The organism is Desulfallas sp. Bu1-1, assembly GCF_015594625.1.
Lineage (GTDB): Bacteria > Bacillota > Desulfotomaculia > Desulfotomaculales > Desulfallaceae > JADNRQ01.
This window is the reverse complement of the sequence record NZ_JADNRQ010000127.1, coordinates 1-255: the sequence shown is the minus strand read 5'-3', so window position 1 is coordinate 255 and position 255 is coordinate 1. Positions and strand designations below refer to the sequence as shown.

At 60.4% G+C, this 255-nt stretch carries 1 protein-coding gene; it reads left to right on the top strand.

Going from position 1 to position 255, the window contains the following annotated elements:
• Positions 1-255: hypothetical protein (locus IT084_RS17930; protein ID WP_195714207.1), on the top strand; the 255-nt coding region annotated here is incomplete at both ends.

Here is a 255-nt window from a genome sequence, read left to right as displayed (position 1 = left end):
CGGTTCCCGTTCTGGAGAAAGGCAGCAACATCGTGGCCGAGCGCGAGCAGGTTGAACCGCACCGTGTCCCCTGGGCGCTCCTGGGGGCTTTGGACAGGGTGCTGGGCGACCCCATCGTGCACGGCAGGCACGGGCCTGAAACGGAAGAAGGACGAGGCAGGACACCCGAACCCGAAAAGCACTTTACTGAACTGGAACCCGAACTCGAGTGGCAGAACTTTCAGCTTTACTATTACCACAGATGGACGGAGTACG